The sequence below is a fragment of the Chitinispirillales bacterium ANBcel5 genome (genome assembly GCA_029688955.1).
GTDB classification, from domain to species: domain Bacteria; phylum Fibrobacterota; class Chitinivibrionia; order Chitinivibrionales; family Chitinispirillaceae; genus Cellulosispirillum; species Cellulosispirillum alkaliphilum.
The window spans coordinates 50,510-76,331 of sequence record JARUKZ010000011.1; the positions used below are offsets into that span (position 1 = coordinate 50,510).

General features: G+C 39.9%; 21 protein-coding genes. 17 read left to right on the top strand and 4 right to left on the bottom strand.

The window, feature by feature from the left end; genetic code table 11:
- Positions 1-242: 242 nt before the first annotated feature.
- The 3 genes from pyrF to QA601_07965 all read left to right on the top strand — a co-directional run bounded on the left by pyrF (position 243) and on the right by QA601_07965 (position 3,307).
- A complete protein-coding gene (gene pyrF, locus QA601_07955) occupies positions 243-959 on the top strand; it encodes an orotidine-5'-phosphate decarboxylase (GenBank protein MDG5815006.1) in 717 nt (238 codons plus the stop codon).
- 146 nt (positions 960-1,105) lie between these two features.
- Positions 1,106-2,212: a glycosyltransferase family 1 protein gene (locus QA601_07960; protein ID MDG5815007.1), complete on the top strand. Its 1,107-nt coding sequence runs from the start codon at positions 1,106-1,108 to the stop codon at positions 2,210-2,212.
- Between the two features lie 3 nt (positions 2,213-2,215).
- Positions 2,216-3,307, top strand: a complete 1,092-nt coding sequence (locus QA601_07965; protein ID MDG5815008.1) for a glycosyltransferase family 1 protein — start codon at positions 2,216-2,218, stop codon at positions 3,305-3,307.
- Between the two features lie 8 nt (positions 3,308-3,315).
- Here the strand turns inward: QA601_07965 and QA601_07970 are convergent, their stop codons facing one another.
- Genes QA601_07970 through QA601_07985 form a run of 4 tightly spaced genes read right to left on the bottom strand, consistent with a single transcriptional unit; the run spans position 3,316 to position 7,824 of the window.
- The gene (locus QA601_07970; GenBank protein MDG5815009.1) at positions 3,316-4,314 is read right to left on the bottom strand and encodes a glycosyltransferase family 2 protein; all 999 of its coding nucleotides are present in this window, start codon (positions 4,312-4,314) and stop codon (positions 3,316-3,318) included.
- A gap of 32 nt (positions 4,315-4,346) precedes the next feature.
- Positions 4,347-5,216, bottom strand: coding sequence for a glycosyltransferase family 2 protein (locus QA601_07975; protein MDG5815010.1), 870 nt, complete (start codon positions 5,214-5,216; stop codon positions 4,347-4,349).
- 20 nt (positions 5,217-5,236) lie between these two features.
- On the bottom strand, positions 5,237-6,325 hold the full coding sequence (locus tag QA601_07980; GenBank protein MDG5815011.1) for a glycosyltransferase family 4 protein: 1,089 nt from the start codon (positions 6,323-6,325) through the stop codon (positions 5,237-5,239).
- Positions 6,322-7,824 (bottom strand): oligosaccharide flippase family protein, encoded by a 1,503-nt coding sequence (locus QA601_07985; GenBank protein ID MDG5815012.1) that lies wholly within the window; start codon positions 7,822-7,824, stop codon positions 6,322-6,324. The genes QA601_07980 and QA601_07985 overlap by 4 nt, the downstream gene beginning before the upstream one ends.
- A 388-nt stretch (positions 7,825-8,212) precedes the next feature.
- On the opposite strand from QA601_07985, the gene QA601_07990 reads away from it, so the two are divergent.
- The 14 genes from QA601_07990 (at position 8,213) to rodA (ending at position 25,813) form a co-directional block, all read left to right on the top strand.
- A complete protein-coding gene (locus QA601_07990) occupies positions 8,213-9,334 on the top strand; it encodes a hypothetical protein (GenBank protein MDG5815013.1) in 1,122 nt (373 codons plus the stop codon).
- Positions 9,331-10,704, top strand: a complete 1,374-nt coding sequence (locus QA601_07995; GenBank protein ID MDG5815014.1) for an O-antigen ligase family protein — start codon at positions 9,331-9,333, stop codon at positions 10,702-10,704. The genes QA601_07990 and QA601_07995 overlap by 4 nt, the downstream gene beginning before the upstream one ends.
- Positions 10,701-12,275 carry an SLBB domain-containing protein gene (locus QA601_08000; GenBank protein ID MDG5815015.1) on the top strand — a complete coding sequence of 525 codons (1,575 nt, stop codon included), beginning with the start codon at positions 10,701-10,703 and terminating at the stop codon, positions 12,273-12,275. Before QA601_07995 ends, QA601_08000 begins: the two co-directional genes overlap by 4 nt.
- Before the next feature lie 294 nt (positions 12,276-12,569).
- The gene (locus QA601_08005; protein MDG5815016.1) at positions 12,570-12,968 is read left to right on the top strand and encodes a hypothetical protein; all 399 of its coding nucleotides are present in this window, start codon (positions 12,570-12,572) and stop codon (positions 12,966-12,968) included.
- Positions 12,961-15,501 carry a DNA translocase FtsK gene (locus QA601_08010; protein ID MDG5815017.1) on the top strand — a complete coding sequence of 847 codons (2,541 nt, stop codon included), beginning with the start codon at positions 12,961-12,963 and terminating at the stop codon, positions 15,499-15,501. Before QA601_08005 ends, QA601_08010 begins: the two co-directional genes overlap by 8 nt.
- 15 nt (positions 15,502-15,516) lie before the next feature.
- On the top strand, positions 15,517-16,140 hold the full coding sequence (locus QA601_08015) for an outer membrane lipoprotein carrier protein LolA (protein MDG5815018.1): 624 nt from the start codon (positions 15,517-15,519) through the stop codon (positions 16,138-16,140).
- A gap of 1 nt (position 16,141) precedes the next feature.
- The gene (locus QA601_08020) at positions 16,142-17,653 is read left to right on the top strand and encodes a hypothetical protein (protein MDG5815019.1); all 1,512 of its coding nucleotides are present in this window, start codon (positions 16,142-16,144) and stop codon (positions 17,651-17,653) included.
- Positions 17,654-17,678: 25 nt separating this feature from the next.
- A complete protein-coding gene (locus QA601_08025; GenBank protein MDG5815020.1) occupies positions 17,679-18,710 on the top strand; it encodes a hypothetical protein in 1,032 nt (343 codons plus the stop codon).
- A 10-nt stretch (positions 18,711-18,720) separates the two neighbouring features.
- Positions 18,721-19,896 carry a hypothetical protein gene (locus tag QA601_08030; GenBank protein MDG5815021.1) on the top strand — a complete coding sequence of 392 codons (1,176 nt, stop codon included), beginning with the start codon at positions 18,721-18,723 and terminating at the stop codon, positions 19,894-19,896.
- A gap of 177 nt (positions 19,897-20,073) precedes the next feature.
- Positions 20,074-21,105 (top strand): rod shape-determining protein, encoded by a 1,032-nt coding sequence (locus QA601_08035; protein MDG5815022.1) that lies wholly within the window; start codon positions 20,074-20,076, stop codon positions 21,103-21,105.
- A 162-nt stretch (positions 21,106-21,267) separates the two neighbouring features.
- Positions 21,268-22,104 (top strand): rod shape-determining protein MreC, encoded by an 837-nt coding sequence (gene mreC / locus QA601_08040; protein MDG5815023.1) that lies wholly within the window; start codon positions 21,268-21,270, stop codon positions 22,102-22,104.
- The gene (mreD, locus tag QA601_08045; GenBank protein MDG5815024.1) at positions 22,097-22,591 is read left to right on the top strand and encodes a rod shape-determining protein MreD; all 495 of its coding nucleotides are present in this window, start codon (positions 22,097-22,099) and stop codon (positions 22,589-22,591) included. Before mreC ends, mreD begins: the two co-directional genes overlap by 8 nt.
- Positions 22,592-22,597: 6 nt before the next feature.
- Positions 22,598-24,502, top strand: coding sequence for a penicillin-binding protein 2 (mrdA, locus tag QA601_08050; GenBank protein ID MDG5815025.1), 1,905 nt, complete (start codon positions 22,598-22,600; stop codon positions 24,500-24,502).
- A gap of 30 nt (positions 24,503-24,532) precedes the next feature.
- Positions 24,533-25,813 (top strand): rod shape-determining protein RodA, encoded by a 1,281-nt coding sequence (gene rodA / locus QA601_08055; GenBank protein MDG5815026.1) that lies wholly within the window; start codon positions 24,533-24,535, stop codon positions 25,811-25,813.
- Positions 25,814-25,822: the final 9 nt, after the last annotated feature.

Consider the following 25,822-nt stretch of genomic DNA (forward strand, 5'->3'; position numbering starts at 1 on the left):
GATCCAAACAGATTTCATGGTTTATATTGCTTGTATAACCGCTTTTTCCTGTTTTGTAGTTATCTCTTTTTGCTCTGAGTGAGCTTATCACTTAAGCGGTAACAATTGTCCGTGTTTTTGATCCCGCTCTTATAAACAGGCAAAAAAAAGTACACCGGCAAGGTAAAACAAGATTTAGATCTTTTCTTTAATTATTTTTACTATCTCTGTTTAATAAGGGTACAACTACAAGGATTGGAACTATGAAAACTCCCGCACAATATCTAGCTTTAGCTTTGGATAACATCTCGGGTTTCGAAGAGCTTAGAGCTCTTATTGCTGAAACTTCAAAGCATGTAGGTGTTTATAAACTTGGCCTTGAACAGTTTACCAGGTTTGGACCAGGTGTTTTGGATTTGGTCAGAGAAGCTGATCGAAAAATATTTCTCGATCTGAAGTTCCATGATATACCAAATACGGTAGCTAAGGCTGTTGCATCGGCTTGTGATCTTAAAATTGATTATCTTACCATTCACACACAGGGTGGGATTGAGATGATGAGAGCAGCGATGGATGTTGCAAAACAAGCAGACCACAGGCCGAAAATTCTTGGGGTTACTCTTTTAACGAGTATTAATCAGAACGCACTCAATAATGATCTTGGTGTAGCTTCTACTACAGAAAAATATGTCCTTCATCTTGCCTCAAATGCAGTAAACTCCGGTCTGGATGGCCTGGTCTGCTCTGCAAATGACCTGGAGACCATTAAACCGGTTTTGAAAGAAGGATTTGAAGTTGTTACCCCCGGAATACGACCAACAGGTGCAGCAAAAGATGATCAGAAAAGAGTTGCTACCCCAGCCTGGGCTATAAAAAATGGTTCGACTCTTCTTGTTGTAGGAAGACCTATAACCGGGGCTGAAAACAGAGCCGATGCAGCAGCGAAAATAAATCTGGAAATTGGGGAGGCTCTTAAATAACAGGCGACCAACTAAGTGGTGCACTTTCCGGCTGTATACCAATAAGGTATAGTTAAACAGCAAATGGTAGCAAGGGTATTATTTTTAATAAACGATGATTGTTTGTATTCACTTTGTTTTGAGGCGTTAAGAGTAAAATCATTATCATGGATTATAAGGTAGGAATCAATGCTCTTTGTTATTCAACAAACCGTGCAGGTATAAGTAATTATATCTACAATTTGTTACAGCAACTATCGAAGCAGTCACACAATGTTCAATTTACAGTTTTTCTTCCCCAATCTGCAAAAAAAGATTATGTAAAATTTGACAATTGCAAGATGGTTTTTCTTCCTGCCAAAAACATTCTTTTCAGAATCTTACTGGAGCAGTTGTTTCTTCCTATCCTTTTTTATCGTTTTAAATTAGACCTACTTCATTCACCCGGTAATATTTCGCCAATACTGTTATTCAAGAAAAATATTGTCACTATACACGATATCTATTTTCGTCACGACAAAAATCGGTTTACATTATTTAAAAAGGTCTATCTGTATCTGTTCACTCCCTTAACAGTTCGGTTCTGTCGTTCTGTTATCTGTGTATCCAGATATACTTATTTAGAAATTCTGAAATACTACAAAGTGGATCAAAGTAAGATAACGGTTATTGCTCAGGGATACTCTGTTGGATCAACTACATCGACTGCTATAAAGCCGGTTTTTAACAATTCGATCATCTCAAAACCATTTTTCCTTTTTGTTGGTACTATAGAACCAGGGAAAAACCTGGTCAACCTGATTAAAGCATTTAAATCGTTTCAATCGCAATATCAGTTGATTATTGCGGGGAAATTTGGTTGGAAGTATGAGGTTATTATAACTGCAGCCAATGAAGTCTCAGTGAAGGACGCCATTATTTTCACCGGGTATATCTCTGATTCCAATCTTACATGGCTTTATGATAATGCTAAAGCGTTAGTATTTCCCTCAATTTATGAGGGTTTTGGACTTCCTGTTATAGAAGCAATGTCCCGGGGGTGCCCGGTATGCTGTTCAGACACTTCATGCTTACCAGAAACAGCTGGAAATGCTGCTTTGTATTTCGATCCATTGAAACCTTCGGATATAAACGAAAAGATGAAAACCGTTTTGGATCCTGTAGTTAGAAAAGATTTAAAGAAAAAAGGTTATCTTAATGTAAAACGGTTTTCATGGGAGCATAGTGCCAGTGTTCTTTTGAATCATTATTTTGAAGTACTGAAGAATAGGTAAAATATGCAAATTGGAATAGACATTAAGACACTGCGCAACAAAAGGGCAGGGATTCAGAACTATGTAATTGAGCTGCTAGATAAACTTCAGAGTATAGATACACAGAATAATTACATCTTATACGAACCCAGTAAAACAGATTATACAATAAAAAACAGAAAATGGAAGCGGGTTCTGATTCGATCACGTTTACCTGGAACTCTGTGGATGCAATTTAGGCTTCCACGCAGGGTAAAAAAGGATAATGTGGATGTTTTATGGTGTCCTGAAGGGATTTCTCCTTTAAGAAAAATTAAGGGATGTAAAATAATTACAAGTATTCATGATTTTACCTTTATTCACTATCCACATACAATGCGTAAGTGGTCTTTTTTAATGTTAAAATTATTCTCCAGAAGAACGTTTTCTATTTCCGATATGATCACTACCAACTCCAATTTCACCAAAAGAGAGCTCTTTTCTTTATACAACCAAGTGATACTTCCCCCTGTTAGGACTGTTCCGTGCGGCTCTCCATACTGGAGTAAACCGGGAGATTACAGACCTGAAAAAAGATCCAATCACTTGCTTTTTGTGGGTAGCATTGAACCAAGAAAGAATATAGTTAAGCTTATAGAAGCGATGGAGAATTTGAAATCCAGGGGGCTGATTGTACCATTGCATATTATTGGCCTCAGGGGGTGGAAAAATTCAAGTGTTAAAGAAAAAATAATGCATAGTAGCTGCAGGGATACACTTATTTTAAAAGGATATCTGACTGAATCACAGTTGAAAGCAGAGTATCTCAACTGTAAGGCTTTCATTTTTCCAAGTATTTACGAAGGCTTTGGACTTCCTGTTCTTGAAGCCATTAGTCTGGATTGCTTGGTATTAACATCAAAAGACACTGTTATGCAAGAAGTAGCAAAAGAGCATGCTCTCTATTTTGATCCTAAAGATCCCCTTGACATAGCAAATGCCATTTGGAAAATCTATGAAGATCGCTTTGATCGGACAAAGTACCTAAAAAGGTCCAATAAATTGCTGAAAGAATATTCGTGGGATAATTCTGCTGAAAAGCTTTTACTACTATTCAAGTCTTGTTTAAGTAGGTGAATTCGATCTTAAGAGATCTCGATTTTTTTTCTCTGTTGAAAGTTCAAGAACTCTTTTTTGTGTATTTTAAATAAAGAAACATTTTCATTTCTGATCTCTTTGTAACGTTTTAAACCTCTAAAGGCATCAATGCGTGCCTTAAGATATAATCCGGGTTTACCCAGCTTTAGAAGAAACACTCTAATGACCCTTAGCTCCATTAGAAGAATAAACAATGAACGTTTTAACAGTAATTGGGTTGGATAATTTTTGTACAATAACCATATTCTGTTTCTTTCTCTGTAATAATATCTCAAAGCATTGATTTTTTTGAAACTGTAGCCCTCACGGTGGTAAACAACAGCTTCAGGATCATAAAGGCACTTCCAGCCATGTAAAAAAGCTCGAAGGCAAAAGTCAGTTTCTTCCATGTAAGCGAAAAAATCAGGATCAAAACCACCAAGTTGATCTATAAGGCTCTTTCTGATTATTGCGGATCCGCCATTAGCACTGATAACGTAACCCGGCTTGGATGTTAAAGTCATATTGCTATTAAAGGTGGTTTTAAAACCGTACGGCATTAAGCTTAGATCGGCTTTAATTGTATGGTACAATCCATCGATTTTTTCCCGGCAATAATAATTCATTTGACGGCAACTGATAACTCCAATACCTGGATTTTTCTCTAAAAATTTTATAGGGGAATTGAGCCAGTTTGGTTCTACTATCATGTCATTATTTAAGGTTACTACATACTTGCCTCTGGCATGCTGAAAACCTACATTGTTTCCAGCCGAATAGCCAAGATTGGTTGAGTTAACCACAAGGCGTATGTCTTTATATTGAGAAATGATCTCTACGGATTTATCTGTTGAGGCATTATCAACGATAATAATTTCGATAGCACAATATTCTGTTTTCCGTAAAGAGTCAATACACTCTTCCAACAGATCTTCGCCATTCCAGTTTAGGATAAGCAAAGAAACAAGCGGAAGGTTATTGGTAGAATTTTTTGGATATGAGGTCATTAATTTACCCCTCTACAAAGCAGCAGAAACATTTATTTATTACGATGAAATTTGAACCATAACAATAGTTTAAAAAAGTAAAAAAAATAGCTGAACCTAAGATTATTAAGAGAGCAAAAACGTTTGGCTTGTTTTATAAGTTTTTGATGAGTAGAAAGAAATCTGGGGATATTTCTTACCCTGAATAAAAACCATGATGGTGATTCTGACTCAGTAGATATTCCAATTACATTGTGAGAATGTACTCTGTATTTCATAAGTTTTTTATTAATCCCAAAAATTTTACCGCTGTAAGCTGCATTCAGCGATATCCACCAGTCATGTACTACTGCTTCAGGTGGAAAGGGTAATGTTTTAGTTAAAAGGGCACGGTTAAATAACATGTTACACCCAGGAGAAAAGTTTCTGAAAAAATTTATATAGAGATCTGAAATGCAGGTAATTTTTATGTTTTCTTTTTCCCAGAAAGAATTATAAATGACCTTTTCATTTGAATCTATTATTTGCAGGTCAGAAAAAAGTAGTATGGGTGTAGTTCTTTTAAGGTTATGAGCCCTGATGTGAAAATGAAGTGATTCAACCATTGACAGTATTTTGTTTTCATTCCAAATATCATCCTGATCACAAAGCATAATTAAATCAGAAGTACTGTTTTCAAGCAAACGTGAAAAACTGGATATGACACCCAAACGCTGATTGTTGGTTGGTATAATAATAACTTTTTTATTGTGCTTCGATTTAAATTCTTTGATTATCCTAACTGTTTTATCAGATGATTGGTCGTCTCGTATAAAAAGCCTCCAGTTTTTATACGATTGCCGTTCAATTGAACATAGCAAATCGGACAGGTAAAGCTGTCCATTATAAGTTGAAAGCAAAATGTCTACAGGGTCTTCAATCATTATGTCCAAAGAATCTTTTTTTAATGGTGATCAGTAAGGTTTTGCAGATAGGCATCAAATTTTTTTATTGATAGTTCCCAACTGAAGTTTTGTATGCTTCTGTAAGCTTCTTTTGAGTAGAGGACTCTTTTTTCTTTATTCGTAACTAAAATCTCAAGAGATCTATAGATGCTTTCAGCTGAGTTAATTTCTGCGTGGACTACATTTTTTCCATTACCAATTATTTCCATACACCCCACATTGGTAGCTACCAAAGCACACTGACAAGCCATAGCTTCAGGTGCGGTTAAACCCCATCCTTCTCCTCTGCTGGGGAAGAGGAATATATTGGCATCCTGATACAATTTAAGCACTGTTTTTTTGGGGGGATTTTTATAGTAATTAAAAGAAAAAGTACTCTTTGGAGGATCACAAAAACCAAAAAGCGTAATAACTACGTGTGGGAATGATGCTTTAATTTTGCTCAGGGCTTGAAGTGCTTCAGCACATCCTTTAACGTCAAGATCTTGATACATTAAAAGAATAGATGGAGGATCATATCTTTTTGCAGCAGGAGGTTTAAAGAATTTTAAATCTACTCCGTTGTGTATTTCCAGACTAACATTCCTTTTTGAGATAGATTCGACTTTTTTTGTGAGCCAGGGAGATATAGTAATCAAATTAAGAGGGAGTGAATAACTCTCTTTAATTTTGTCTACGAAACCATACCAGGTTTCATAGCCCTGAATAAAGTACGCTTTAATCATATTGCTGTTACTATTTATGCGGGCAACATCGTAAGATGTTGGCCATGCTGTTGCTACTAGAATATCACATTTGCTCAGGAACAATTTTCTGATAAGAATTACTGGTTTGACCTTAAATGGAGAGGTGAACCAGTTAATTTGAGTTTTATATCGGATGATATTTTTTATAAATACTTTTATTTGCCACAATGTACTACTCAGCCCCTTTATATTTGATAGTTCTTTGTAGGGTATCAGTGGATAATATACTTCAACAGTGTATCCAAGTTTTTGGAGTCCGCGGCAATATTCTAATACTACAGCAACTCCTCCACAATTATCAATGAAAGGGAGTACAAAAGCAATATTCAGTTTCTTTCTCATGGTTCACAGTGCTCATAACTTTTAGGGTTAAAGAAAAATTTATTTCCATTTTTCCAAAACTCAGTGATTTCGTTTATCGACAGAAGGCTAAAGAGAAAAATACTGCCTACGAGATACCCTGCGAAAATAGCTGCAAAGGTTAAAATGTTCATTTCATACGTGTGCCTGGAAATAAATATAACAGCAGGGGAAAGAATAATCGCAGGAAGCCATCCAATGAATATATCGGATACAAAATTGTAAGAGGTAATTTTAATAGATGTATAAAATAGCACTACACTTGAAATGTTGGCAACTATATTGGCAATACCAAAGCCAAATATGCCATATTTTAGCAGTAATGGTACACCTAATCCTATAGTGATTATCATCCAAAGGATACTGATTTTGAGATTAATTTTTGGTTGACCTGCTGCATTATTAATACACATACAAACTGAAGATGTTGGTAAAAACAAATTTGCAGACCATAAGAAGTAAAACAGTTCTTTACTAACCAGCCATTTATCTCCGAAAACCAATACAATAAAATCATTTACATTAATTAATATAAAAATAGATAACACAGCTACAATAATATTGCTGCTTCGAATTGACAACTTAATTAATTGATGTAATAAACGTTTATTGTTAATCGCTCTTGAAAAAGCAGGAAAAAAGAGTCGGTTAAGAATAAAGAGCAACATTATGGGAATGCCAGCTACAGTTGAGGCCATATTGACAATGCCAGTTTTGTTTATCCCCAGGATAAGGCCGATTATAACCGGTGAGAAAGAATCTTTTAACATATTAACAAAAACAGCTAACTGGTATGGCAGGCCAAATTTCAGGTGTTTTTTCAAAACAAGCCATTTTAATTTAAAACGATATTTGGTTGGTTTTAAAAAGTTTATAATGAGTACACCGATCAAAGCCCTTGCAAACAAGGCCAAAGTAAAACTGTAAGGCCCCCAATTGTGATAGGCGAGAAAACAGGCTAAGAAGTTATAGGTAAAAGCTTGGATAATTTCAGAAACGGTTAACCATTTAAAATCAAGGTGTCTTTCTAATGTTACGGTGGGGATTACACGAAAAACCATTACCGAAAAAGACAGTACAATTATATAAAAATAGACTGAATAATCTTGAGAAAGTCCATAAAGCTCACAAATATGAGGTATTAACCATAGAAACACCAGAGAAGCAAGAAGAGTTAGGACTACCTGGGCTGAAAAAATAGTATGAAAATCGTCTTGGTTGGGCTCATTTGAGTTTTTTATAATGCTTGCACCTAAACCTATATCACCAAAGTTGTTTAAAAAAGCAAACAAAAAAAACACAATTCCATAAAAACCATAATCTTCAATGGATAAAAACCTCGCAAGGAGAATCCCGCCAGAAAAATTCATACCTTGTACAATAATCTGCCTGAATATGAGCAGCATTATTCCAAAGCTTGATCTTTTAGAGACAGAATAGGCCAAAGGGACTTCTTTGGAAGCTTCAATTCTGTTTTGCAATCCAATATCCTTGTCGTGATTCATTTAAAAGTGGAATCGACATGAAAAACCCTCGTTAATATATAACAAAGTATTTTAATAGTCTGAGAAAAATAATAAATTACCTTCTTAGATTTTAAAACTGTAAGGTGAAAGAATAATACTTTATAGTTATAACGGTAATTTGCTATACTTAAATTAATTTAAATTCCTTTTTTTATTAATACTTAGGTACTTATTAAAATTGTGGCAATAATCATAATAAGTGCGATGAGCAAGGTCGAAAAATTTGAAAGGGCATTACATCGTGATATATATTTGTTAATAAACACTTTCAAAGATTTTACGGCTTAAAACACAGATTATGCATATTTTAGAAATACTTACAGTTTGTTTGCGAAAAAAGCTTTTGTTTATTATTATACCGTTCGTTGCATCGGTAGTAGCCTTCACGATCTCATCACTACTTGAAGAAACATTTTATACAGAAATCCGTCTGCGTATTGATGATCCCAACTCAAACCAAATGTCTATATTCGCCGATGTTGGAAAAAGTCTTAGTAATTATTTTGGAGATGCTTTTAAAGATGAATCTAAAGAGTTATACATGGAGATTCTTTCTGGACGTGAAAATTTGATTTCAGCGATTAAGGAGTTTGAACTCGATACTCTCTACAACCGCAGGGCCATGGAGCTGACGCTTGAAGACTTCAAAGATAATCTTTTCATAGGTTCTCGCAGTAATGGAATTATCATATGCGGCTTTGAGGGTAGCGACCGACAGTTAGCTTTAGAGTTGGTAACATTTATGGTTAACCGGGCCAATGAAAAATTCCTCCAGCTACAGAGAGAACGGTTGTTATTAAATACTGAGTTCCTTGCCCAAAAAAGGGATGAACTCTTAGATACATTAGATACTCTTAATGAAGAACTTATCTTATTTTATCGTGATAATAATGTAATTAACATCAGAAAACAGATAGAGTTATCACTTTTAGCTTTGTCCTCCTACGAAGAACAGTTAAATTCATTGAGGTTAAGTAAGTCATACTCAAGTAGTGCTGTAGGGAAAAATGCCCCCATGAGCCGGGAGTTAGAAAATAAAATCAGAGTGCTTGAAAGAGAGTTTAGAACACTAAGAGGGAATTTTAGTGATGATTACACGCCATCACGTCAATCTGTTTTAATTAATACAGATTGGGGTTTGGAAAAAATGCTCTACGAAAGAATTTTAACTACAAGGGTTGGTTTTGTGGAAGAAATTCTGGTTCTTTTGTCTAAAGAATTAGCGTTGTCAGAGTCACAGCTCTCACGTGACATCCCTGTGATTCAGGTTGTTCAGGAAGCGTATATCCCAGATTGGAAAGTTGCCCCGAAAAGATCGGTGTGGATTATAGTAGCATTCAGCATTGCATTCCTTGGTACTGTATCTTATGTTTTATTTTCTGCATTTCTTAAAGGAGAACTTAAATGCTCTTCTGAAGAAAACCGGCAACGAGTTAAAGCCTTAATTGAGGCATTGAAAAAATGAAACCACCATTACTGGTTTCATTGTTACTGGTTTTATTATCTGTTGTCGGTGTTTCAATACTTACCTTAGGTACACACCTTTGGATCACAGTGTTAATGAGTACCGCACTAGCATTTTCCTTTGTAATAAGTATCATATATAATAAGCACTCTTTTCTTTTTGTAACGATTTTCTTTCTTAACCACTTTATTAGTATGGATGGTATCTATTATACAAGGGCTTCGATCGTAGGTGTTCTTTTCCTTTTTTCCCCTTTCATACTTTTTGTAAGAAAACCTTCCCGTTTATTTCCATTACTTTTAACGGTGGCTCTTTTTGTCCTGTATTACTCTCTAGTTGTTGTATTCAGCCCTTATTCGCTGAACATATATTGGGTTACACTACATTTTGAAGCTATTATTGTGTTTTGTATCACCTATTTTTTCTTTTGGAGTAAAGAAGATATAAAAAATGTACTTCTCCTACATCTTTTGCTGCTGGTTGTTTTTGGTATTGCTGAAATATTATTTACCAATCAGCCAAGGATACGTGGCCCGATGCAAACTGCAACCGGTTTTGCTGTTTTGCTTACAATAATCTGGTCTATCTGGGTTACTATGGAGATATTTGAAAAAATTCCTCGATATTATCGCATCATAGGAATATCAACAGTTACTTTAGTGGTATTGGTTGCATCCGGAACCAGAATGTCCTTAATTGGAGTCGTCCTTACAATTTTGTTAATACTTTTTATAAAAAGTTTTTTTGTGGCAAAAAGTTCAAAAATTATAAAAATGGTCAAATTTGCAGTATCTTTTTCATGTATTGTACTATTGGTTACTATAATCTGGTTTTTGCTTCCAGATGATTTAATAGTGAAACAAGGCTTTTATTCAATACTTAGGGGTGAAATTGATGAAAGCAATATGGGCAGGTTAATTGTGTGGTACACAGGTTTTCAGGCATTTTTGGAAAACCCGGTTTTTGGTATCGGAAATGGAAATTTTCAACAATACCTACAAGAAACATTTGCGCATATTCCATTTGAAATGCACCATTTTTCTCTTTCTCACGCTCATAATATTTTTCTAGTTGTTTTGAGTGAAAATGGCGCTTTAGCACTCTTATTTATATTCATTATTCTGGGGCTTGCCAATTATTATTTAGTTAAATATTTGAGGCGACCTCATAGTGAGGCTCCAATGTATGGTTTAGTTGTTGGTTTAGTTGTTTTATCTGTTTTAGGTCTTTTTGATACTATACCAAATTTTCCTTCAACATTTATCTGGTCTGCTTGGTATCTTGGTATATTACTACGGTCGACTTTAGAGGAAAAAAATAATAATACTTATATTGCATCTCCTTTGCACAATTACGGGGGCGCCCAGTGAAAACTACTTTAAAAATACTATCTTTGATTGTTATCAACCTGGTCATTACAGTTTCCGCACTAGATTTAGGGGAGCATCAGCGAAGAAGCTCTTCCACTTTACAACCTCTTGGTGCAGAGAAAATAAACGGCAATGGTGATCTTTATGGCTCGGCGTCATCCCGCCCGTCAGCATTTTTCGATTATGTTTCTATAGATGAGAGTACTTATTTGATAGGGGGTGGTGATAGATTTTTCATCTCTTTCATCTCAAACCCTACGTTACGCTATACCGCTACTATTGACAGACGTGGGAATTTGTATATTCCAGAACTTGGTCTCATTGAAATTGGCAAAAGGGCGTCTCTGTTGGAAGCAAAAGAGACAATTAAAAATTACTTAAAATCCGTAAGCAATGAGCAAGATTTCTATGTATCTCTTATTCAGCCCAAAACTGTTAATGTAAACATATATGGTATACTCGACAATCAGGGTGCATTTGAATTCAGTGGTAATACAAGGCTTTTTGATGCCATAAAGATGGCTAATGAAGGAAAAATACCTCCCAATGGGGATATAAGGCGAATTCAAGTAGTCAATAGGGGAGAAATTAAAGAGTTCGATCTTAAGGCTTTTCTGTATCTAACAGATGATACCCAAAACCCATACCTTAATCATGGTGATAAAATAAGAGTACTTCCTGTAACCCGGAAAGTTACCGTAAATGGCCCTGTTCTGAACCCACCTCCCGGGGTTTACTCTGTAAAAGAGGGAGAAACACTGGCTGATTTTCTTTCGCTTTTTACTTTCGATGAATCTGCCGATACCTCAAGAGTGGAACTTCACAAAACTTCATCATCACAAAGAAACTTTCATACTATAAGTGACAATAGTGCTGTCCTTTCTAATCTTGATGTCATAAACATCCCCCCCAAAAAGAACCATCCGAGGATCAAAATGGTTCACCTTACAGGAGAAATAGCCCGACCTGGTGTTTATTCGATAATTAAAGATGTAACTACTGCCAGAATGGCTATTGAAAATGCAGGGGGGGGCAAAGAATCTGGAAATCTGGATCGGGCTGTGATTATAAGGCATGGAAAACATCTGCCGGAACGCTTTAGTCATGGTGCATCAAAACTTTCTGGGGTTAGACCTGAACTTAGTACCTCATTATCGATGATATCCTCAACCTCTGATCATGCAATAATAAGACTCAGTGATAGCACTAAAGATGTGATACTTAAAAAAGGTGATCAGATATATGTACCTAAATTGGATGATTTTGTCTATCTAAGTGGAAGCGTTAACAACCCAGGGGCCTATCCCTATGTACCGGGGCAGAACCGCTCGTATTACATAAGTCAGGCTGGAGGACTGGCCAGAAATGCAAGTCGCACAAATATTCAGGTTGTAAAAAGGTATGGTGAAGCCGTTCAGGTCGTGGATACAAATGAGATTGAGCCAGGGGATATAATAACAGTACCGGCTTCTCAACAGTACAGATTTTTATCCACGGTTTTTATTCCTATCATAACGGCTATTGCTACAACTGTTTCTGTTGGTTTAGCTATTTATAATACTGCTAAGTAAACACAAACAGTCGGAAAGACGGGAACTGAATTACAGTACAGTAAAATTCTGGGGAAGAGGAGTTTTAGGTTTTGTAACCAAATGCTTCTCTTAACCAAATCAGTAATTTGTTAGAAACGGCGAGAAGCTTGTTTGTTTAATTCTTCTAACAACTTCATATATTATAAAATACTCACCATGACTTATATTTAAGGGTATAAAAGTTACTGCATTTCTGTAACCGTAAGATTCGTTCATCTTCAAAACTGTGCCTTTAGGAGTAGAATTCTGCAACAACCCCTTTCCACCTTTCGTATCCTCGATGCTAACCTTAACCGTCTTCGTGAAGCCCTCAGGGTCATAGAGGAGTTTTTTCGGTTTTATAAAGATCAGGAGGATGCTTCTGTAGAGATTAAGTCGTTGCGCCATCTTTTACCTGATATCGAGAAGTCCCTTGGAAGCGGCAACCTTCTTAAGGCCAGAGATACAGAAAAGGATTGTTTCTCCCGTGAGTGTCGTCCAGAAGAGATGAAGCGGGCTGTGCTTGAAGATGTACTTCGCGCCAACTTCAAGCGTGCTCAAGAAGCTTCACGTTCAATTGAAGAGTATTCAAAGCTTACCGAGACTCCCGAGGTGTCCGAAACTGCAAAAAAGATTCGCTTTTTACTATATTCCATAGAAAAAAATGTTGTAATCGGGGAAAGAGATGGCTAAAAGAAAGAAAACCGTTAAAAGCACCGATAAAAAGAGTGATAAAAAAAACTCCTCGGATATAACCAATGGAATATGGGGGATAATATTTCTGTCCCTGGGGTTTTTGGTACTGTTGTCTTTGCTCTCGCACTTTGTGGCACCTGGAGAAAATATTCTGGGTCCTGTTCTGGGGGACAGATTAGCCAGTGGAATGATCTATTTCTTTGGCTCCCTCTCATCTTTGAATGTTCCTGTATCCATTCTCCTAATAGGGTGGTCACGTCTTAAAGCTGAACCTCTAAAGTATAAGCATCTGCTTTTTTTTAACACTATCGCGCTTCAGCTCTGTGTACTCTTTGCAATACGTCACCTTCCTCATATCAGCCCAGACTATATAAGCACGGTTCAGTCCAACTATCTGGGGGTGATGGTTATACAGTTCATAAAACCTGTTTTTGGGAATCAGGTATTTGGACCCTATTTTCTTACTGTGCTGGCCATGACGGTAACGGTACTTTATGCCTTAAAAATAAAGCCCCAGTTTATAGCGCATTTTTTTGCCGGTTGGATTCAACAAGGTTGGAGCTGGGTTTGTAAAACCTACGACGCAATGATCCACTCATTTAAAGCATCACCTCCCATTCGTTCTGAAAGCGATGATAGCGCGGGAGCAAAAAGGAGATCCTCACAAAAGGAAAAAGAGAAAAACGACAAAAACCAGGATAAAGAGGAGAAAACTCCTGAAATTCAAACTCCTGTTATTGCTCAGGCAGCGGTTCCTGCTCTTGAAGAAAGTGCCAGAGAGGCGGTGGGGGCACCAGTTGCTTCGGGACCCAAAAACCCCGGCATTGAGGAAGATGCTAAAAAGCGTCTTGAAGAGGAAATTGCTGCTTTTAGGGCCAAAAAGAGTCAACCAATCCAAATTATGTCTATTGAGACTCAGGAGGTGGAATCAGAAGCAGAATCTGAAATCGATGAGGACAATTACATGGATGGTGGTACTATTCCTGTTGATATAGCTCAGGGCGCTGAAGGCGAGGTTGATTCACACCTGAAGATGACAAAGCCCTCTGTGCCACAAAAACCCTATGTTGTACCGTCGGCAGAAGTTATCCCGGATCCACCCCCTCTTACGGGTATGATTGATAAGGAGACTATAGAGCGTAACTCAGTTATTCTCGAGAAAACCCTGATGAATTTCGGTGTTGAGGGTAAAGTGGTGTTTGTAAGCCCGGGGCCGGTTGTTACCCGTTATGAAATTGAGCTTGCGCCGGGAATAAAGGTAAGTAAGGTTGTGGGGCTCCATGATGACATATCGATGGCGGTAAGTGGGCAGAGAATAAGAATCGAGGCACCTATACCGGGAAAATCTGCTGTGGGCATTGAGCTTCCCAACCCAGAGCGGCAGATCGTTCATTTCAAAACCATTCTTACTTCAGATGTATTCAGAAAAACCCGGGCAAAGGTACCCGTTATTATCGGGACGAATATATCGGGTGCTCCCTATGTCACCGATATAACCAAAATGCCTCATGTTCTTATCGCGGGACAAACCGGATCCGGGAAAAGTGTGTGTATAAATTCGATTATCTGCAGCATGCTTATGACCAAAAAACCCGAAGAATTACGGCTAATCATGATAGATCCAAAGAAAGTGGAACTTGCGTTTTACGAAGGTATTCCGCATTTGTTGTCACCTGTAGTAACCGAGTCCAAGCTTGCGGTGAAAGCTCTTCAGTGGGGGGTTGTAGAGATGGAACGTCGCTACAGGATGCTTGCAAAGGTTGGTGCACGGAATATCGAATCCTTTAATACCCGGGTGGATTCGGGAAAACTAAAAGGTATTCTGCCTGATGAAGACAATAAACAGCTTCCCTTTATCGTTATCATAGTTGATGAACTTGCGGATCTTATGATGACTGCATCAAAGGATGTGGAGGGGCTAATACAGAGAATCGCTCAGCTTGCAAGGGCTGTGGGGATTCATTTGATCGTGGCTACCCAGCGTCCTTCAGTGGATATTATTACCGGTCCGATCAAAGCCAATCTTACCTCAAGAATTGGCTTTCGCACAATTCAGTCAACTGATTCAAGAACTATTCTGGGGCACGTAGGGGCAGAAAAGTTACTTGGAATGGGTGATATGCTGTTTTTGCGTAACGGCGCCCCTGAGATCGAACGGTTTCATGGTGCTTTTATATCCGAAGAGGATGTGGAAACAATAGTAGAAGAGGTACGCAGTCAGCAGATTGAAATCGAAAAGATCGACTCGTTTCAGGATGCTGTGGAAGAGGGGGGGCCTGCAGAGGTCAGTATCGCAGGTGAGAGTGACCGTGATGAGTTGTTTGAAGATGCTGCCCGGACGATTGTGTCAATTGGACAGGGTTCTACGTCTCTTCTTCAACGTAGAATGAAGATCGGTTATGCCCGTGCGGGGCGTCTTATGGATGAGCTTGAGCGGGCGGGCATTGTTGGTCCACAGGAGGGCAGCAAGGTAAGAGAAGTATTGCTTAAACCCGCTGAACTTGATGAGTTAATGAGCAGATGGAAGTAAGAGAGGAGAAAAACGGTGAATTATTTTAAAATTGCAGCAGCTTCTGTAACGGCATTATTGTGTTTTTCATCGGTGGTGAATGCAGATGTGTCTGGTTTGATGAATCGCATAAGGGAAAACTATAATCCTGAAACTACCATGCATGCTCAATTTGAGCATACAATTTTCTGGAGCATTAGGGAGAGAGAAGAGAAAAGGGAAGGGGAGCTGTTTTTAGCACCGGGTGAGCGATTTAAGGCTAAACTGGGTAATGATTTGTTTGTAAGTGACGGAGAAACCTATTGGCAGTACAGTAAAAGAAACAATCAGGTTATAATACATCACCTTTCAAGTATCGACCTGTCTCACCAACCCTCCCAGTTACTTTCCACCTATATTACCAACCACTCCTTTGAAAAAGCAGGTCACGAAGACGGGTTTCTGGTTTTGAGATCAACTCAGTCAGATCAGAACTACTCCTCTATACAGGCATGGGTAGATGAGGAGAGTGCGATAGTAAAAAAACTGCAGCTTGTGGATAAAAATGATAACATTAATACATATTTATTTAGAAAAACGGTTTTCGGTAACCCTGTTACCCCCGAAACATTCCAGTTTGCTATCCCCGGGGACACTGATGTACAGGATATGAGGGAGTGAAATGCTGCAGATTGAATCATTGTCTTTTTCGTTTTTAACAAAAGCGCTTTTGATTTTTGTGAGTACAGTGTCGCTTGCCTACTCACAATTTGATGAAACCTCGGAGATAACCTCAAATAACATCCTATCACTGAGCGGATCAGGCGACACCCTGTGGATTGCAACGGACAGAGGGTTTAATCTGATTGAAGGGCTTAAGGGAGATGACTGGAAAGGGTTCAGAAATAACAGCCCTGGTGAACAAATTATAGGTATGGATTTTAGGGATGGGGTATTTGCTGCCCTTCTTCTAAATTCTCACGCTACTCATCCTGCAAAAATCTGGCATTACGAACATGAGGGTCAAAATCAGCACCAAATTTCTATTGAATGGCCCGACGCTGTTCGCTCAGAAATGGAGACAACCCCAACCGGCATCGTCGCTTATGGAAACTATTTCTGGATAGCGTCTCAGGATGGTGGCCTTGTGCGCTTTGATCCCTTGTATCGCGAATTTAAAGTTTTCCTGCCCGGCTCAGAAGATTCAGATGATCTTTCCGGGTTTATTCCCCCTGCACAAAACACTGAAGAATACTCAGTTCAAAGTGTATCTCTTATGGATACGGTGCTTGTCGTTACTACTCCATCCCGGGTGTTCCTGTTCAATCCTTCTGACAACAGTTGGAGTGAAGAGGTAAGTACATCGGTTTCCGGGAATGGGTATGAGAATTTCCAGGCTGCGTTTGCACTACAGCATGAAGAGAAAAAAGTTCTTTATGGTTTTATTGGTTCTGATGAGCAAACGCCTGCTTCCTTATTCCGCTACTCTTTTGAAACAGAAAACTGGACCCGGGTGTTTTCTCAGTCTCCTCAACTTGTTTCAAGCGCCGGATACAACGGCTATTTCTATACTGTATACGAAGAAAACCAAATAAATCTTCACCAGGATACTCTGTCGGTTTCAAGTGATTACAGCTCTGCTTTATCTCCTGTGATAATCGAGGATTACCATGATTATCAGGCCCGAATGAGCAGAATCGTTCAGGGAGAGTATCCCCAACGGGTTAATGATATCCTCTATTTACCCCGTAGCGACTCTTCCGGTACGCTTGTCGTTGCTACTTCCGCAGGTTTATATATCAGTGATAATGAGCAGTTAAGTGCTGATGGCTCTGAATTTCGCATTGTTCAGCATATGAGAAAAATAAGGGCTGATGAGACCTATGCTCTTCCTGGTATTATAAGGGAATCGGCAGACAGGCGATACGACAGAGCGGTCTTTGTGTACCGGCTTTCCCGTGATGCACGGGTGAGTATTGATATTTATGATTACAACATGAGTCATGTTAAAAATATAGTATCCAATTCCATGCGTACAGCGCAAAGCGCGACCGGGCGCAGTACTGAACCATCATCTGATTATTGGGATGGTACGGATACTCATGGCAGAGTTGTTACTCCGGGTGTTTATTATTACAAGATCAGCTCAAGTGAGGGAGAAAGATTTTTTGGTAAAGTTATCGTTGCGAAGTAAAATTTTGTCCTCAGCAGCGCTGGTTATGGTATTGGCAACCGGTTCTTTCGCATCACGCAGTGCTGGTCGTACCGATGCGTATATAAGGCCTGCGGCAGGAGCTGCTGCTATGGGGTTTGGGGGGGCATACAGTGTCGCCCCCGATTATCTGATCTCCTGGTACAACCCTGCTCATCTTGCTTCACTGCGCCAGACCAGGGCTTCGCTTGGAGGAGGGTTTCGCTCTCTTGGCAGAAGGGAAGGAGCTGCATCATTGCAGTTTAGGGTTCCACCGAGACTCGGCGCCGGTATCTCTGTTCTCTACAGGGGAGATCCGTCTATCAGGGGACTATATGATGGGTACTACGAAGGTGGAACTGTGGTTAGAGAGGAGGCTCTTGAGCGTACGGCGTTCACTTCAATAACTACAAAATTTGCCGTGGGGTATAATTTCTCCCGTGCGCTGAAGCTGGGTGCTTCCATTGGCGTATTCTACCAGAGTTTGCCAACGACTCCAAATGATGACGGTGAAGTGCTTAACTCATCTGTTACAACCATAGGCGGGTTTGATTTTGCGGCTCAGTACACAGTTACTGAACCCTGGATAATTGCTCTGCAGTTAAAAAATCTGGGAGGCCGTGTGAAATGGCACTTTGAAGATGTAGACTGGAGCAGACCTCCCCGGGAGGAAAAAATAGTCCCCTCTTTTGTGCTTGCAAGTCACCTGACAAGTGAATTGGCAGAACGGGTTTTTATCTGGAATTTGGATTTGGTCAATTATTTCCCCGATACAGACGGTGATGACCTTATTTCACCGGAGATGGTTATTCATACTGGTGCTGAGTGGCAGTATAGCAGTAATTTTTATATTCGTGCCGGCATAGGTGATATAGAGATTAATAGTGATATTTATCGTAACAGTTCTGAATTTTTCAGGGCGTTTTCCCCTCGTTTTTCCGCAGGGTTTTCCTGGGATATGGTGAATGTGATGGAGGGTGTGCGACTAAATTATGCAATAGCCACCGACAGAATCTGGGCTGGGGTGGATCAGGCGATGGATATAACATTCATTTTTTGAGGATTTAACTATGGTTTTGCAATGTAAGGTCTTCAGGTTACTATTTATAGTTTTGGCCCTCTTAAGTGTCACACTTTTGGCAAGAGATCCAAGAGGGTCTGGTTTTATTTTTGTTGAAGAGCCTCTTAATCCCCGGTTGACTGCCATGGGGGGGGCTGGTACGGCTGTTGGTGCGGGAGGCTTTTCTTATTATAATCCTGCACAACCCTTTTTTACCGGTGTGCCCTACGTATCGGTTGAGTTTGGACAGATTTCAGGTGATTTGAACAAGGGTGGTGCAGAGACTGCGATTATTACTTCCAGGTGGTTTGCTGGGTTAAACTTCTCTACTCAAACTATCGATTTTCAGACTGCTACTGAGCGGGGGCCCGGTGAAATGGATTCTCAGCAGGGTACACTTGCGGCTTTGACACTTGGTACCATAAGGGATGATTTCGCTTTGGCATTGGCCTTAAATGGCCTTCAGGACCGTATAGGATACTCAAATACCTATCACGCGCTTTCGGCCAGTGCGGGCATTGCTTACAGGGTGATACCGGGCAGACTTAATTTTGGCGCAGCTGGTTTTCATGCAGGGAGAAACAGAAGTAGTATGAACGATTCACTGGGTATAACACGCTTTGTCAGGGCCGGTGTTTCGTATGAAGAGAGGGTCAGAGAGATCCCTTTCACTGTTGCTGCTGACGTGGTGTATAGGGATGAAACTGCAGAGTTTCTTTTTCCGGTTGGCGTTGAGGTGCGCCCGTTACCCATGCTGGCCATACGGGCAGGCAAAAGAATCGGGCACCCAACTGATGTGTTTAGTGCTGGTGTAGGGCTTGATACCGATAATTTGTCATTTGATGTATCATTTGTGACAACAAAATTGGTTAGGGACTATGGAATGAAATGGTCAGCGGGGGTTAGTTATTATCTCCGGCCACGCCCCACAACTCATGAATTCAAGCCAATGGAGATAAAAGCCGATTATAGTAATGGGCAAAAGGAGCAAATAGAGGAGACGCTAACCATCGAGCGGCAAGAGAAACCGGTTCGGGCAGAGATTCACTTAGAAGAAGCAGATGAATCTGTTGAAGCGGAAGAAAAATCGGTACAGAAAATGCAGGAGAAAACTTTAGAGGCTCCTACTGATCTGCAGACCGACGAGTTTGAAGCAGCAAAAAGCGAATATGAAGAAGAACGGTAAGAATGATAACTGTTCAATTTAGGATAAAATACTACTTTTTTTGATAAATTAAACCTCTATTTTGCTCCAGGGGTTTCAAAATTGAAGTAAACTATTGTATTTTTGAAGTTTAATATGTTAAAATGCTCATTAGGATTAAAGAATCCATACAACCAGTTTTATTAGAGGCGCACATTTATGGGATTTCCTTTTATTTCAAACGACCTTGGAATTGATCTTGGTACTGCCAATACGTTGGTGTATGTAAAAAGCCGGGGCCTTCTTATCGATGAGCCTTCAGTTGTTGCGGTAGACAAGAACACCAAGAAGGTTGTGGCAATAGGACTTGAGGCAAAACGGATGCTTGGTCGTACTCCCGGGGAGATTGAGGCTATTCGTCCTATGAAAGACGGGGTTATAGCTGATTTCGATCTGGTTGAGCAGATGTTAAAATATTTTATCAGGAAGGTCCAGAAATATCGCTTCTATTTTCGTCCGCGTGCTGTGATTGGTGTTCCATCTGGTATTACTGAGGTGGAAAAAAGAGCGGTGGTGGATTCAGCAGAAAGCGCAGGTGTACGGGAAGTGCATCTTGTTTCTGAACCTATGGCTTCAGCAATAGGGATGGGTATACCTGTAAATGAACCGTCGGGAAACATGGTTATCGACATTGGGGGGGGGACTGCAGAAATCGCTGTACTTGCTCTTAATGGTATGGTTTGTGATATGTCGGTCCGGATTGGTGGGGATGAGATGGACGAATCTATCGTTTCCTATCTGAAAAAGACCTATAATCTGCTGGTTGGTGAAAGTACCGCTGAGCAGATCAAAATTCAAATCGGTTCAGCATTTCCCCTTGAAGATGAGCTTGAGATGGAGGTAAAGGGTCGTGATTTAGTTGCCGGTATCCCTAAAACGCTTCGAATCACATCAACGGAAATTAGAGATGCACTTAACGAACCAATTTCTACCATTATCGAAGCCATAAAACAAGCCTTAGAGCAAACACCACCCGAACTCTCAGCCGATATTCTCGATAAGGGGATAATAATGACCGGTGGAAGCTCTTTGCTTAGAGGGCTTGATGAGAGGCTTCGTCAGGAAACTAATTTACCTGTTAATGTTATAGATGATCCTCTGACATGTGTTGCAAGGGGTTCTTTAAAGATTATTGAGGAACTGGATAAGTTTTATCCGGTACTTATGACAACAAGCAGGAAAATGAGGTAGGTAGTACATTTTTTTTAGAAGATATCTAAATTAAAAAATCTAAGGGCTGTGTTTTGTGAGTCACGAGATAAAACCTGACCCTTATTTTTACGAGTGTAGTTTTTTTCAAATATATTCGGCTGTCGCAAGTTTAGTTGTGATTAGCTCCGGGCGAATCCTGCGATGCATTGGATTATTCAGTTTATTGTTGTTCATCGAAATTTCTGCTCCCTTTTGCTGACTTCCCTGTTAAGCCTGTGGATGATTTCGTTAAGTCCCGATATGCACGAGAGAACTGTTTATACACTTAAAATGTCGGTTTTTTACCCGTTTCAGGCTACTGTGAGCTACGTTGATCAGGTTAAAGATGTTTTTAAGGAAAATGAGCGCCGTAGGGATACAGTGGCAACATTACGTACACAGCTCTCTTTGATTAAGGAAAAAGGTGCAGAAAATACTCGGTTAAGAAAGCTATTAGGTTTTTCTGAACAATTTGACTACGAGTTGAACCCGGTACGGGTGATTGCCCGTGATCCATCCCCACTTTATCGCAGCATTGTGGTGAATGCAGGGAAACGCGATGGTGTGCAGTTATATATGCCGCTTATAAGCGAGCAGGGGGTAGTAGGAAAAGTCGTTCAGCTTACTCAAAACATGAGTCTCGTTCAGCTGCTCAAGGATCCTTCAAACCGTACCAGTGTCATGGATCGTCGTTCACGGTATGTGGGAATTTTGGAAACAGAAAACGGAAAAGATTTTTTTGTTCGTTACAGGACACATGAGGATATAGAGCCGGGTGATAAGATTATTACTTCAGGGCTTGGGGGAATATATCCAAAGGGGCTGCTTGTTGGCGAGGTTAAAAAAATAACAGAAAACTATAACCCGCTGTTTAAGACAGTATACGTTGATCCAGCTGTAGATTTTGATCGTTTGGAAGAACTTTTTATAATGATGCTGCCTCCTCAATGGAGTGCATTTCGCTCTGAACTTGATAGTATAAAGATTGAAAATGATTAAAAAAGTAATTTACTGGATTTCATTTTTTGGCATCTGTTTTATTTTACAAACAACACTGGTTCGGGCTATTTCTATTTATGGAGTAAGGCCGGATTTGATGATAGTCGCCTTATTTTTGTTCTCCAACAAATTTGGGGTTATGGCCGGTGTTTATGTAGGGTTTCTTCTGGGCCTTACCCAGGACCTTTACTCACCCATTCTTGGGCAAAATGCGCTGTCTAAATCAGTGGTTGGCTATATCGGGGGCCTCTTAAATGAGAAAGTGATACGTTTGGATCCGGTGCTTAAGGGTATTTTACTCATTTTCCTTTTTACGGTTAACGATTTTCTTGAACTAACTGTGCAAATTGTGAAAAATGAGGGGAGTATGGAATTTGTGTTCAGTCAACTTCTTGTTTCTACTCTGCCCCGTGCCTTTTACTCACTGTTGTTTGCAGTGATTCCTTTTCTTTGGGTCAGTATTATTCAACCAGCAATAAAGCGATAGTTACCAATGCCGTTTGGAGCCAGATTACAGGACGAACAGGTTGAACGCTATACCAAGGCTTATATCCTTGCGGCTGCAATAGTTTTTTTCTTTCTGATATTAATCGTTCGCCTTGTCTTTGTTCAGATCGTTGATGCTGAGGTGAATATTCGACTTTCACGCAGAAACAGTATGCGCCTGAGAATAATTGAGCCACCCAGAGGGCGAATATTCGATCGAAACGGTAAGGTACTTGCACGTAACCGTCCCTCCTATTCAATATGTGTTCTTCCTTATATGATACGGGATCGTGAAGCATTGGTGAATACACTATGCAAAATTAAAGATTCAAATGGCGAGGCGGTTTTTGACAGTGCTGAAGTTTCAGAGAAGATCAGAGCTGCATACAGAAGACGATTTGATGCAACACGCATAAAGGAAGATGTGTCCATAGAGGTGGTCAGTATTGTAGAAGAACATTCTATGGAGTTGCCGGGAATAATCGTGGAAACTGAGTCGAGAAGGGAGTATACACTTGGTCCCCGGGCGTTTCATGTTTTGGGATACATGGGAGAAATACCTGATGAACAGTTTAGGGTGCTAAGAGAGCAGGGATATTACTGGGGTGATCTGATCGGCAGATCGGGAGTAGAGCGAGAATATGAATCGCTTATGAGGGGTACGGCAGGAAGAGAGTATCTGGAAGTTAATGCCTATGGTAAAAGCTTGGGAACGATCGGCGATATGCCACGGATTAATGCCATACCCGGACATGACCTGTATTTAACGTTAGATGCTCGTTTACAGAAAATGGCAGCAGAAGCTTTCCCCGATTCGCTAAAGGGGGCTGTGGTTGCCATTGATCCCAGAAACGGGGAAGTGCTTACCATGTTTAGCAATCCTTCAATTGATGCTAACATTTTTTCGATGGCTTCATCCCATAGAAGTCAAAGCTGGCGGGCTATTATAATGGACCCCGATCTTCCTCTTAATAACAGAGCAATTGCTGGTACATATCCGCCTGGATCTACTTTTAAGCTGGTAAGTGGACTTGCCGGGCTTGTTCATGAAAAAATTACCAGAGACTCTAGAATGCCTACCTCCTGTCACGGAGCATACAGAATTGGTAACAGAACAGCGCGATGCTGGAATCGTAGCGGCCATGGAGCGGTTAATTTTATATCTGCTATGCAACAATCCTGTAATGTTTATTTCTATCAGTTAGGCCGTATGCTTGGTGATGTTGCGATAAATGAATTCGCGCAAATGTTTACTCTTGGTACTTTAACCGGCATCGATATAAATGGCGAAAAACGGGGATGGCTCAGTGGAAGAGAACTTTATAATATACGCAACAGGAATAATGAATTCAGCTGGCAGGCTGGAATGGTTTTGGATCATGCTATAGGTCAGACACAAATATTTACACCCTTACAGCTTGCTTTGATGGTTGGTGGGATGAGTAATGGGGAGCTGATATATCAACCCCATCTGTTTAAAGAGGAGCGAAGTAATGGAATCATGATCAACCAGCGCAGGCCTCAGGTACTTAATACACTTGATTTAGATGAGCAGGCTATAAGAGTGGTACAGGAGTCAATGCTTAGTGTGGTAGAGCCTGGGGGGACGGGGACGCGTTCGGCTGTTCCTGGTATTCCGGTAGGGGGTAAAACCGGAAGTGCACAAAACCCTCATGGTGAAAATACTCATGCATTGTATGTAGCATCTGCTCCTGTTTCAGATCCGGTGATTGTTATAGCTGTGGTGGTAGAGAATGCCGGGGGGGGAGGCGCTGTAGCCGCACCTGTGGCAGGAGAGGTGTTGAGGTTCTTTTTTGCCGAAACAGAAGAGGGGCAAAGAACTGTCAGGGAGTATGAGGAGCGAGAAAAAGAGGGACGTTTTGAGATCAGAACTTTGCCGATATCACAGTAGATTACATTAAAGGAAACGTGAAAAAGCAAAATGGATGAATTAAGAAAAAAAGGTGGTTTCGATTTTTCGCTTTTTGGGGCAGCCGTGCTACTTTGGGTTATCGGAATCTTTATCATATACAGTGCCACAAGTATACATGAATCCGGCAGGCTTGTGGGAATCTATAAAAATCAGATCATTTGGGTAAGTATGGCAATTCTTATAGTGCTGGCTATAGTTTCCATACCGGGAAGGTATATTTTAACCTTCTCTTATCCCACTTATATATTTTCTCTGGTACTTTTAGTAATGGTGCTAATGGTTAGTTCGGAAGTTAAGGGTGCTGGAAGGTGGATTTCATTAGGTGGAGGGTTTAATTTCCAACCATCTGAGTTTGCAAAAGTAGGCCTTTTGCTTGCATTATCTAAGTATTTGTCTGAAAATACTGTAAGTCTTTATAAGATTTCTACCTTCATTATACCAGGAATTTTGATTAGTGTACCTTTTGTGCTGGTAATGGCTCAACCGGACCTTGGCACCGCAATGGTTTTTTGTGCGATGGCACTTCCTTTGTTTTATTGGGCAGGTCTTTCACTTCTTCAGGTCTTTTTCCTGGTTTCACCAGTAATTTCTCTTGTGCTTTCTGCTTTCCCACTGCTTTTAAGCTATGATAGTGGGCAGGGGTGGGGATTTGTTGAAGCGCTTCCCTGGGGTATCTTCTTTCTGGCTATCGTTACCGTACTCTATTTATCACGGCCACCTCTTTTTATTTGGATAGGGGTCATCGTTGCAAACATTGTAACTTCCACTCTTATTACCGTGGTTTGGAGCTCTGTATTAAAAGATTATCAAAAACTGAGAATTGTAACACTTATAAATCCCCAGGCAGACCCCGGAGGGGCTGCTTATCAGGTTATACAATCAAGGGTTGCCATAGGGTCTGGACATATTTTTGGAAAAGGGTATTTACAGGGAACTCAGACCAGGCTTTCTTTTCTTCCCGAGCAGCACACAGACTTTATCTTCTCTGTACTTGGAGAACAGTTTGGTTTTGTTGGGTGCGCAGTAATTATCCTTTTGTTTCTATTTCTGATCATACGTGGACTTATGGTTACTCAGTCTGTACGAAACAGATTTATAAACCTTTTGGCCGTAGGATCTGCTTCAATACTTGCTTTTCATGTTTTTGTTAACGTCGCTATGACCCTTGGCATTATGCCCGTAACCGGCCTGCCATTGCCGTTTTTAAGTTACGGGGGATCGTTTACCATTACCGTAGCTGTGCTTGTGGGATTATTTTTAAACTGCAAAATCACCAGGCAGGATTTCTGAATATAATTT

What these genes read in the sequence shown, in the direction of transcription:
- pyrF (MDG5815006.1), top strand. Translation starts at nt 243, where the DNA reads ATGAAAACTCCCGCACAATATCTAGCTTTAGCTTTGGATAACATCTCG.
- QA601_07960 (MDG5815007.1), top strand. Translation starts at nt 1,106, where the DNA reads ATGGATTATAAGGTAGGAATCAATGCTCTTTGTTATTCAACAAACCGT.
- QA601_07965 (MDG5815008.1), top strand. Translation starts at nt 2,216, where the DNA reads ATGCAAATTGGAATAGACATTAAGACACTGCGCAACAAAAGGGCAGGG.
- QA601_07970 (MDG5815009.1), bottom strand. Translation starts at nt 4,314, where the DNA reads ATGACCTCATATCCAAAAAATTCTACCAATAACCTTCCGCTTGTTTCT.
- QA601_07975 (MDG5815010.1), bottom strand. Translation starts at nt 5,216, where the DNA reads ATGATTGAAGACCCTGTAGACATTTTGCTTTCAACTTATAATGGACAG.
- QA601_07980 (MDG5815011.1), bottom strand. Translation starts at nt 6,325, where the DNA reads ATGAGAAAGAAACTGAATATTGCTTTTGTACTCCCTTTCATTGATAAT.
- QA601_07995 (MDG5815014.1), top strand. Translation starts at nt 9,331, where the DNA reads ATGAAACCACCATTACTGGTTTCATTGTTACTGGTTTTATTATCTGTT.
- QA601_08010 (MDG5815017.1), top strand. Translation starts at nt 12,961, where the DNA reads ATGGCTAAAAGAAAGAAAACCGTTAAAAGCACCGATAAAAAGAGTGAT.
- QA601_08020 (MDG5815019.1), top strand. Translation starts at nt 16,142, where the DNA reads ATGCTGCAGATTGAATCATTGTCTTTTTCGTTTTTAACAAAAGCGCTT.
- QA601_08025 (MDG5815020.1), top strand. Translation starts at nt 17,679, where the DNA reads ATGGTATTGGCAACCGGTTCTTTCGCATCACGCAGTGCTGGTCGTACC.
- QA601_08030 (MDG5815021.1), top strand. Translation starts at nt 18,721, where the DNA reads ATGGTTTTGCAATGTAAGGTCTTCAGGTTACTATTTATAGTTTTGGCC.
- QA601_08035 (MDG5815022.1), top strand. Translation starts at nt 20,074, where the DNA reads ATGGGATTTCCTTTTATTTCAAACGACCTTGGAATTGATCTTGGTACT.
- mreC (MDG5815023.1), top strand. Translation starts at nt 21,268, where the DNA reads ATGCATTGGATTATTCAGTTTATTGTTGTTCATCGAAATTTCTGCTCC.
- mreD (MDG5815024.1), top strand. Translation starts at nt 22,097, where the DNA reads ATGATTAAAAAAGTAATTTACTGGATTTCATTTTTTGGCATCTGTTTT.
- mrdA (MDG5815025.1), top strand. Translation starts at nt 22,598, where the DNA reads ATGCCGTTTGGAGCCAGATTACAGGACGAACAGGTTGAACGCTATACC.
- rodA (MDG5815026.1), top strand. Translation starts at nt 24,533, where the DNA reads ATGGATGAATTAAGAAAAAAAGGTGGTTTCGATTTTTCGCTTTTTGGG.